Annotated in this window: 8 protein-coding genes; all 8 read left to right on the top strand. The window is 44.8% G+C overall.

Features of this window, described 5'->3' with window-relative positions; translation table 11 throughout:
- The coding region (locus ACKI39_RS08560; protein ID WP_407399575.1) for a transposase at positions 1-422 on the top strand (422 nt) is incomplete at its 5' end.
- Positions 423-518: 96 nt separating this feature from the next.
- Positions 519-1,523 carry a helix-turn-helix transcriptional regulator gene (locus ACKI39_RS08555; protein WP_407399573.1) on the top strand — a complete coding sequence of 335 codons (1,005 nt, stop codon included), beginning with the start codon at positions 519-521 and terminating at the stop codon, positions 1,521-1,523.
- 511 nt (positions 1,524-2,034) lie between these two features.
- Entirely contained in the window at positions 2,035-4,197 is a 2,163-nt protein-coding gene (nrdD, locus tag ACKI39_RS08550; protein ID WP_407399571.1) for an anaerobic ribonucleoside-triphosphate reductase, read from the top strand.
- A 164-nt stretch (positions 4,198-4,361) separates the two neighbouring features.
- Positions 4,362-5,852 carry an arabinosylfuranosidase ArfA gene (arfA, locus tag ACKI39_RS08545; protein WP_407399569.1) on the top strand — a complete coding sequence of 497 codons (1,491 nt, stop codon included), beginning with the start codon at positions 4,362-4,364 and terminating at the stop codon, positions 5,850-5,852.
- Positions 5,853-5,870: 18 nt separating this feature from the next.
- A complete protein-coding gene (gene nrdG / locus ACKI39_RS08540) occupies positions 5,871-6,371 on the top strand; it encodes an anaerobic ribonucleoside-triphosphate reductase activating protein (protein ID WP_407399567.1) in 501 nt (166 codons plus the stop codon).
- Positions 6,372-6,473: 102 nt separating this feature from the next.
- A complete protein-coding gene (locus ACKI39_RS08535; RefSeq protein ID WP_407399565.1) occupies positions 6,474-7,019 on the top strand; it encodes a hypothetical protein in 546 nt (181 codons plus the stop codon).
- Positions 7,020-7,079: 60 nt separating this feature from the next.
- Positions 7,080-8,336 (top strand): glutamate-5-semialdehyde dehydrogenase, encoded by a 1,257-nt coding sequence (locus tag ACKI39_RS08530; protein WP_407399563.1) that lies wholly within the window; start codon positions 7,080-7,082, stop codon positions 8,334-8,336.
- A 12-nt stretch (positions 8,337-8,348) separates the two neighbouring features.
- The coding region (locus ACKI39_RS08525) for a hypothetical protein (protein ID WP_407399561.1) at positions 8,349-8,543 on the top strand (195 nt) is incomplete at its 3' end.

The raw sequence follows: 8,543 nt of genomic DNA, 5'->3' as shown, positions 1-8,543 counted from the left end.
TCCCCGGCAGGGGAACAACCCTGGCTGCCGTTATCCTCAGTGAAAGCGGTGATATCTCACGCTTCCCTGATCCTAAGCAGCTGACAGCATTTGCAGGTCTTGATCCTGTTCTGAAGCAGTCTGGCAAAAACAAAGGTTTGGGGTATCACATGTCGAAACGCGGTTCTCCATATCTTCGTCGTGCACTCTGGCTTGCAGCAAACAGTATCAAAAAATGGGATCCTTCTTTTGCTTACGCTTACCAGAAGAAAATTGATTCCGGCAAGAACAAAAGTCAGGCTCTCGGTTTTATTTCTCACAAACTCCTCAACGTTGTTTTTACTGTTCTGAAAAACAACATTGATTACGTTCCTGTTTTTCCTCCTGATGTTGACATCTCAAAACTTGCAGAAAAGGCAATTAAATCTCAATCATCTAATTGACATTTCATAGCAGGTCTTGATTCATCCGTCAATATCTAGTATCGTACATTTACCCTATCAGAAGTTGATAGACCCCTTTAAAATAAGGAGATTTTTATGGAAAAAAAAGACAAGGCGTGGAAGCTCAGGAAAATCGTTGAATACATCCGCACCATGGACCACCCAAATTCAGAAGCCCTCAGAAACCGCTTTAGGATCGAGGAAAAGGTCAACATCAGTGCCGTCACCATCTACAGGTACATCAATTACCTTAAGGATGTTGAAAAGGCACCCATCAAAGCCGACATGAACAGGCTTGGCAGCGGATACTACCTTGAGGATCCAAACTTCTGGTCGGACAAGGTGACCCTCAGCCCTGGAGAGCTTGTGGGTCTTGGTCTACTGCAGAGCCTTATGAAGGTCTACAAGAATACTCCTGTCGAAAAAGATCTTGGTTCTCTGTTTGAAAAAATCCGAAAATACCTCCCAGACGGCGCACGATACGATGAATCCAGGATCGCACAATACATCCGTGTCATAAACGATCCAATGGCGGTAATAGACACCACCATCTTTACTTCCCTTATCGAAAGCGTTCAGGAACACAAGGCGATCTCATTCAACTACATGAAGAACGGTGCCCTGGAACCAAAGAAATACTGCCTCCACCCCTACAGGATACTTTTTCACCAGACAGGCGACTGGTATGTCCACGGCTGCCTTGCCGACCAGACCTCCCAGTTCAGGACCTTTGCCTTCTCAAGAATGACCGACATTCAGAATACAGGCGAAAGGTTCACCATCCCCGTGGACTATAAGCTTGAAAAGCACCTGGACCCGGAAGTCGGAGTCTGGCACAGCGATTCCTACTACACCGTCAAGCTGCTGTTCCACAAGGACATAGCCCAGCACGCAAGGGAACGCAAATGGCACCACACGGAACGAAAGACTCAGAACGAAGATGGAAGCATACTCGTGCAGTTTACCACCTCCCAGATCTACGACCTGAGGCGCATCGTAATGGGCTATGGAAGCAAGGTCACGGTTCTTGAGCCTCAGGAACTGATAGAAGACATCAGGAAGGAGCTTTCCAAGATGAACCTTTTCTATGGAGTCCACTGAAAAAATCCAAAAATGCCATTATCGGGATTGACCCGATAATCTATTTCTTTGTACTACAACGATTTATAAAATGAGATTCCCGTGTCGAGCACGGGAATGACACCTTTCTTAAGGGAATACAAATATAAGACCGTTTTATGGTGCCGACAAGTATGATTCAAGGAATTTTTCTATTGCCAGCACCTTTTCCTATAGGATAAAATAGCACTTTTTTCTTACTTTTTTGCTGTTTTTTTATAATGATATTCATTTTTGTAACCATATTTTACGATGGATGCCCTTAAAATAAGGGGTAAAAATTTTTTTTTGAATCTGTCACCAAAGAATGTTGTTATCCGTCCAAAATCAAGGAAACCTGACCTCCTCTGGACTAACGCTCATTTGTTGACTTCTACCACTATCGCTAGTATACTGTGGACACTAAAAACGCTAGATATAGTGAATTTGGCATGAAAAAAGTAGAATTTGTCGCATATACTGACAGATGCTGCAAGTTCGAGAGGGGAAAAGTATGAAAATCATCAAACGTAGCGGTGCGGAAGTTGTCTATGACCGCAATAAGATCGCCAGCGCTGTAAAGAAGGCAAACGAGCAGGTAATCGAAGCCAAGCGCCTTACAGACGCCCAGATTGAGTCTATCGTTGATGATATCGAAATTGAATGCCATAGTTCCGGCCATGCCCTCAACGTCGAAGACATCCAGGATCTTGTCGAGAATGGAATCATGCAGAACAATGCCTTTGACGTTGCAAAGCTCTACATCACCTACCGTTATCGTCACCAGCTCATGAGAAAGGAAAACACCACTGACCAGCAGATCATGAGCCTTCTTGAAGAGAACAACGAGGAAGTAAAGCAGGAGAATTCCAACAAGAACCCTACTGTTGTTTCTGTTCAGCGTGACTATATGGCAGGTGAGGTTTCCAAGGACATCACACGCCGTTTCCTTCTGGATCCAGATATTTCCAAGGCACACGACGACGGAATCATCCACTTCCACGATGCCGACTACTTTGCACAGCACATGCACAACTGTGACCTTGTGAACCTTGAGGACATGCTCCAGAACGGAACGGTAATCAGCGGAACAAAGATCGACCGTCCACATTCCTTCTCTACGGCATGTAACATTGCAACACAGATCATCGCACAGGTTGCTTCATGCCAGTACGGTGGACAGAGCATTACTTTGGCACACCTGGCACCATTCGTAGACGTAAGCCGCAAGAAGATTACTCAGGAAACAACTGACATGATCCAGAAGACTGGTCTTAACGTTACTACAGAGCAGTTCAACTACATGGTCGACCAGCGCGTAAAGGATGAAATCAAGCGTGGTGTACAGACAATCCAGTATCAGGTCATCACATTGATGACAACAAACGGTCAGGCACCATTTGTAACCGTTTTCATGTACCTTAACGAAGCAAAGAACGAACAGGAAAAGGCTGACCTTGCCCTTATTATAGAAGAAGTCCTCAAGCAGCGTTACCAGGGTGTAAAGAATGAAAAGGGAGCCTGGATCACACCTGCATTCCCAAAGCTCATCTATGTCCTTGAAGAAGACAACATCGACCAGGGATCTCCTTACTACTATCTAACTGAGCTTGCAGCAAAGTGCACCGCACGCCGCATGGTTCCAGACTACATTTCTGAAAAGAAGATGATCGAGCTCAAGGAAGGCAACTGCTACCCTTGCATGGGATGCCGCTCGTTCCTTACAGTCTATCGTGACGAAACAGGCAAGCCTAAGTTCTACGGAAGGTTCAATCAGGGTGTCGTTACACTCAACCTCGTTGACATTGCATGTTCATCTGGCGGCGACAAGGCAAAATTCTGGGAAATCATGGAAGAACGCCTTGAGCTTTGCCACAGGGCACTTAGAATCCGCCACAACCGCCTTCTTGGCACAAAATCCGACGTAGCACCTATCCTCTGGCAGAACGGAGCACTTGCCCGTCTTCAGAAGGGAGAGGTCATCGACAAGCTTCTCTACAACGGTTATTCAACAATTTCCTTGGGCTATGCAGGACTCTGCGAATGCGTCAAGTTCATGACAGGCAAGAGCCACACAGATCCAGAAGCCAAGCCATTTGCACTTGATGTAATGCATGCCCTCAACGATGCATGCAAGAAATGGAAGGCTGCAGAACACATCGACTACTCTGTATATGGAACTCCACTTGAAAGCACGACATACAAGTTTGCAAAGTGCCTCAAGCGCCGTTTCGGAAACATTGCAGGCGTTACAGACAAGAACTACATTACAAACAGTTACCATGTAAACGTAACTGAAAAGATCGATGCCTTTACAAAGCTTACATTCGAAAGCCAGTTCCAGGAGCTTTCTCCAGGAGGAGCCGTAAGCTATGTTGAAGTTCCAAACATGGAAAACAATCTTCCAGCCGTAATGTCGCTCCTCAAGCACATCTACAACAACATCATGTATGCCGAGCTCAACACAAAGAGTGACTTCTGCCAGAAGTGCGGATATACAGGCGAGATCAAGATTGAAAAGGACACCGACAGCAAGCTTATATGGAAGTGTCCAAACTGCGGAAACACAGATCAGTCTACAATGAACGTTGCACGCCGCACATGCGGATATATCGGAACACAGTACTGGAATCAAGGTAGAACCCAGGAAATCCAGGAAAGAGTACTTCATCTGTAAACAATCGTAAAATTATAAATAAAGGGGCGTCTGATAAGTTCAATCTGCGGTGGTTGAGCTTGTCGAAACCACCACTAATGTTGTGATGGTCATTTCGACAGGCTCAATGACCGCAACGCTGAGTACTTATTGGATTGCCCTATTTTTTTTGAAGGATGTCAGATATGAAAGCAAAAGTATCACTCGTTAAGGAATTCAAGATCGGTGAGGTTGATCCAAATCTTTTCAGTTCATTCATCGAACAGCTGGGCCGTGCCGTCTACACAGGGATCTATGAACCTGGACATGGGACTGCAGACGACCAGGGATTCCGCGGCGATGTAATGAGCCTTGTAAAGGACCTTAGGGTTTCCCTTGTTCGCTATCCTGGCGGAAACTTCCTTAGCGGCTACGACTGGAAAGACGGAATCGGACCAAAGGATAAAAGACCAGTTCGTCTTGACCGCGCCTGGCATACAATCGAAACAAATGAATTCGGCATCGATGAATTCGTGGACTGGGCAAAAAAATCAGGGACCCAGGTAATGGCTGCAGTAAACATGGGAACTGGTACTCCCCAGGATGCTGGCGACATGGTTGAATACTGCAACTACCCTAGCGGAACATACTGGAGTGACTTAAGAATCGCCAACGGGCACAAGGATCCCCACAACATCAAATACTGGTGCGTAGGAAACGAAATGGACGGTCCATGGCAGATCTGTCATCTGGACGCCGTTGACTACGGAAAGAAAGCCCTTGAAACCATGAAGATCATGAAATGGACCGACGATACCATCAAGACAGTTGTATGCGGTTCAGCCTCCAGCGCAATGCCGACATATCCTGAATGGGACAGGATCGTCCTTGAACATACATACGACTATGCAGATTTCCTTTCAATCCATAGATATTTTGAGAATTTTGGTAACGACGACGACTTTCTTGCAAGCTTCCATGACATGGATCAGTTCATCAAGACTGCAATCGCTACCTGTGACTATGTAAAGGCTTACAAAAGAAGCAACAAGACAATGATGCTTTCCTTTGATGAATGGAACATCTGGTACCAGCAGAACCAGAAGCCTCATCCTTGGGAAAAGGCTCCACGACTCCTTGAGGACCACTACAGTCTTCTCGATGCCCTTGCTTTTGGCGGCATGGCAATCACCCTGCTGAACCATTCAGACCGTGTAAAGACAGCCTGCCTTGCACAGCTTGTAAACGTAATCGCACCTATCTTTGCGGAACCTGGAAAGGGAGCCTATAGACAGACGATATACTGGCCGTTCCATGACATCAGCACCTATGGCCGCGGAATTGCCCTTCAACCTGTAGTCCAGTCGGAGAACAAGATTACGGACAAATACGGTGAAGTTCCTGCAGTCATCTATTCCTGCGTATACAACGAGGAATCAAAAGAAATTTCAGTTTTTGCCCTCAACACAAGCAAGACCGATGCATGCGAGACAACAATCGACCTGCGCTCCTTTGACAGAACCAAGATGGTCATGCGCACTGAGCTTACGGGTAACGATTTGAGCGCACAGAACAGTCTTGAAAATCCAGACAAGGTTGCCCCATCAAAGGTTGAACTTTCAGAAGGCGACAACGGCATCTACACCTTGAACCTTAAGAAAGCCAGCTGGAACGTAATAAGATTTTCTGCTGAATAATCATTATAATGGCTTCAGATGAACTACGGCGAAATTAAAAAAATCGACATTGCCAACGGAGAAGGTGTCCGCGTTACTCTTTTTGTCTCTGGCTGCAGAATCCATTGTCCTGGCTGCTTCAATACATGCACCTGGAATTTTGACTACGGAAAAACTTTTACAGAAGAAACTGAAGCGGAAATCATGGAAGCCCTTGGAATGGATTTCATAAGCGGTCTTACAGTCCTTGGTGGAGAACCTTTTGAACCTGAAAACCAGGAAGTTCTTGCACCTTTCCTTGAGCGCGTAAGGGAAAAATTTCCAGACAAATCCATCTGGTGCTATTCAGGCTATCTTTATGACAAGGACATTCAGCCTGAAAACGGTCTAAAACATACTGAATACACGGATCGTATGCTGAACTGCATCGACACTCTTGTTGATGGTCCGTTCATCCTTGCAGAAAGGGATATTAGCCTCCAGTTCCGCGGCTCCAGAAATCAGCGCATCCTCAATCTAAAGGCTCTTCGCTCCAAATGATTTAAAAATGAATGGATCCCGAGGCAAGCGTCGGGGTATGTATCCCGTCGGCCCGAATCAACATACTTGAAACTACCTTAATAAAAAATGTAAAATAACGGCATGTCAGAAAACACTAATTTAATCGAAGAGTTTGTTGAAAAAAAAACATTACAGGCACTTGAATCCCTGATGAAAACAGATGATGAAAATGCCGCAGTTAAAAATGCAGTTCAGCTTGCCGACGCATTTGGTCTTGGCAGCGCATTCAAAAAAATCGCAGAAAACAAGGATGAAGAAGAAGCAAAGCTTACAGGAAGCTTCAGCAACAATCTTGCACTCCTCATACAGAAAACTTGGGTTGAACAGTCAGACGAAGAAATGAAGGCACAGGTGCTTTATCTTCTAGACGAAGTTCGCAAGCAGCTGGGTAAAAGAAAATATAAATCAGCATACAGTCAGTTCATCTCTATCGTAAATGATGTTGTGTACCTTATGTTTGGAAACCAGACAAAGTCCGAGGATTTTGCTGAATATGCTCTCCGCATCGACCCCGAATTCGGGATGTTCTGGTGGTATTTCAAGAGCCTTCCTCAGGAAGCAGACTGGTCAGAAGGAAAGACAAGAACGGCACTTTTGCTTGCCATGTACTTCCTTGCTAATTACTAATCCAGCTAAAGGCTCTAAAGATTTTGATTTTTAGAGCCTTCATTATTTATGGAGCATGTTATGGATATCAATTCAATTTGTGATTCCCTCCGCAAAGGAACAGAAAAACTTGCACTTCAGAATGCAACAGTAAAGAACGCAGCCCTCGTTGCTGTATGTGAAAGCCTCCGAAAAAACAAGGCTGAAATTTTTGCCGCCAATGAAATCGATGTAAAGATTGCCCGCGAAAAAGGAACAAGGGAAAGCCTCATCGACCGCCTTAGTCTTGATGACAAAAAAATGGAAGGAATCATCGGCGGCGTTGAATCAATCATTGCACAGACTGATCCAATCGGTGAGGAAACCGCAGGCTGGAAAACACAAAACGGACTCCTCATCAGGCAGACAAGGGTTCCTGTTGGGGTTGTAGCCATCATCTACGAAAGCCGTCCAAATGTCACAGTGGATGCCTTTGCCCTTGCATACAAAAGCGCAAACGCAATCCTTCTCCGTGGTTCATCTTCTGCACTTAATTCAAACAAGGCAATCGTAAAGGCAATAAAGGAAGGCCTTGCTTCAGTTGAAAACGGTGTTCCAGAGGCCGTAGAGCTTGCTCCATGCGAAAGCCGCGACGAAGTTCCAGAAATTCTTACTGCTGTCGGAAAGATTGATCTTGCCTTGCCTAGAGGAAGTGCAAACCTCATCAAGACAGTTGTTGAAACAGCAAAGGTTCCAGTGATCGAAACGGGAAGCGGAATCTGCCATCTTTATGTGGACGAAAGCGCAGACCTTGATATGGCCGCAAAAATCGCAGCCAACGGAAAGATGCAGCGCCCAGGTGTCTGTAACGCCCTTGAATGCATCGTAATCAACAAAAACGTTGCAGAAAACTTTGTTCCAAAACTTGCAGAAATTTTTGCAGGAAAGGTAGAAGTTCGTGCAGATGAAAAATCTTACGGTCTTTTTGAAAAGGCAGGATACGGAAAGCTTATCAAGGCTCAGGATGCAGACTTTGGTTTTGAATTCCTTGACATGATCTGTGCAGTAAAGGTTGTTGATGACATTGACGAAGCAATCGGCTACATCAACACCCACAACTCGAAGCATTCAGAAAGCATCATTACAAACAATATGGCACACGCAAAAATGTTCCAGGCAAGAATCGACGCAAGCTGCGTTTATGTAAATGCAAGCACAAGATTTACAGACGGCGGTGAATTCGGCTTTGGCGCAGAACTTGGAATCAGCACCCAGAAGATGCATGCCCGCGGTCCAATGGGAATCAAGGCACTTACAACCATCAAGTACCTTATCGACGGCGAAGGTCAGATAAGGTAAAACAAAAAAACTATGAATAAATTAAATGTTAATAGAATATTTTTAATTGTTCTTTTTTTTGGATTTGTTTCCTGCGGAAATGAAATTAATCATCTGGAAAATAATATTAATTTAATCAATAAAGAAAATATTGATTTAAATGATTACACGGTAATTATTAAAAAAGGTTCAGAAATAAATGATGAATCTGGAGAAAAAATTAAAATA

Origin of the sequence: Treponema sp. (assembly GCF_045641405.1) — a bacterium.
In the GTDB taxonomy this organism is placed as follows: domain Bacteria; phylum Spirochaetota; class Spirochaetia; order Treponematales; family Treponemataceae; genus Treponema_D.
Note: the sequence above shows the minus strand (reverse complement) of the source record. Positions and strands in the feature narration are given on the sequence as shown.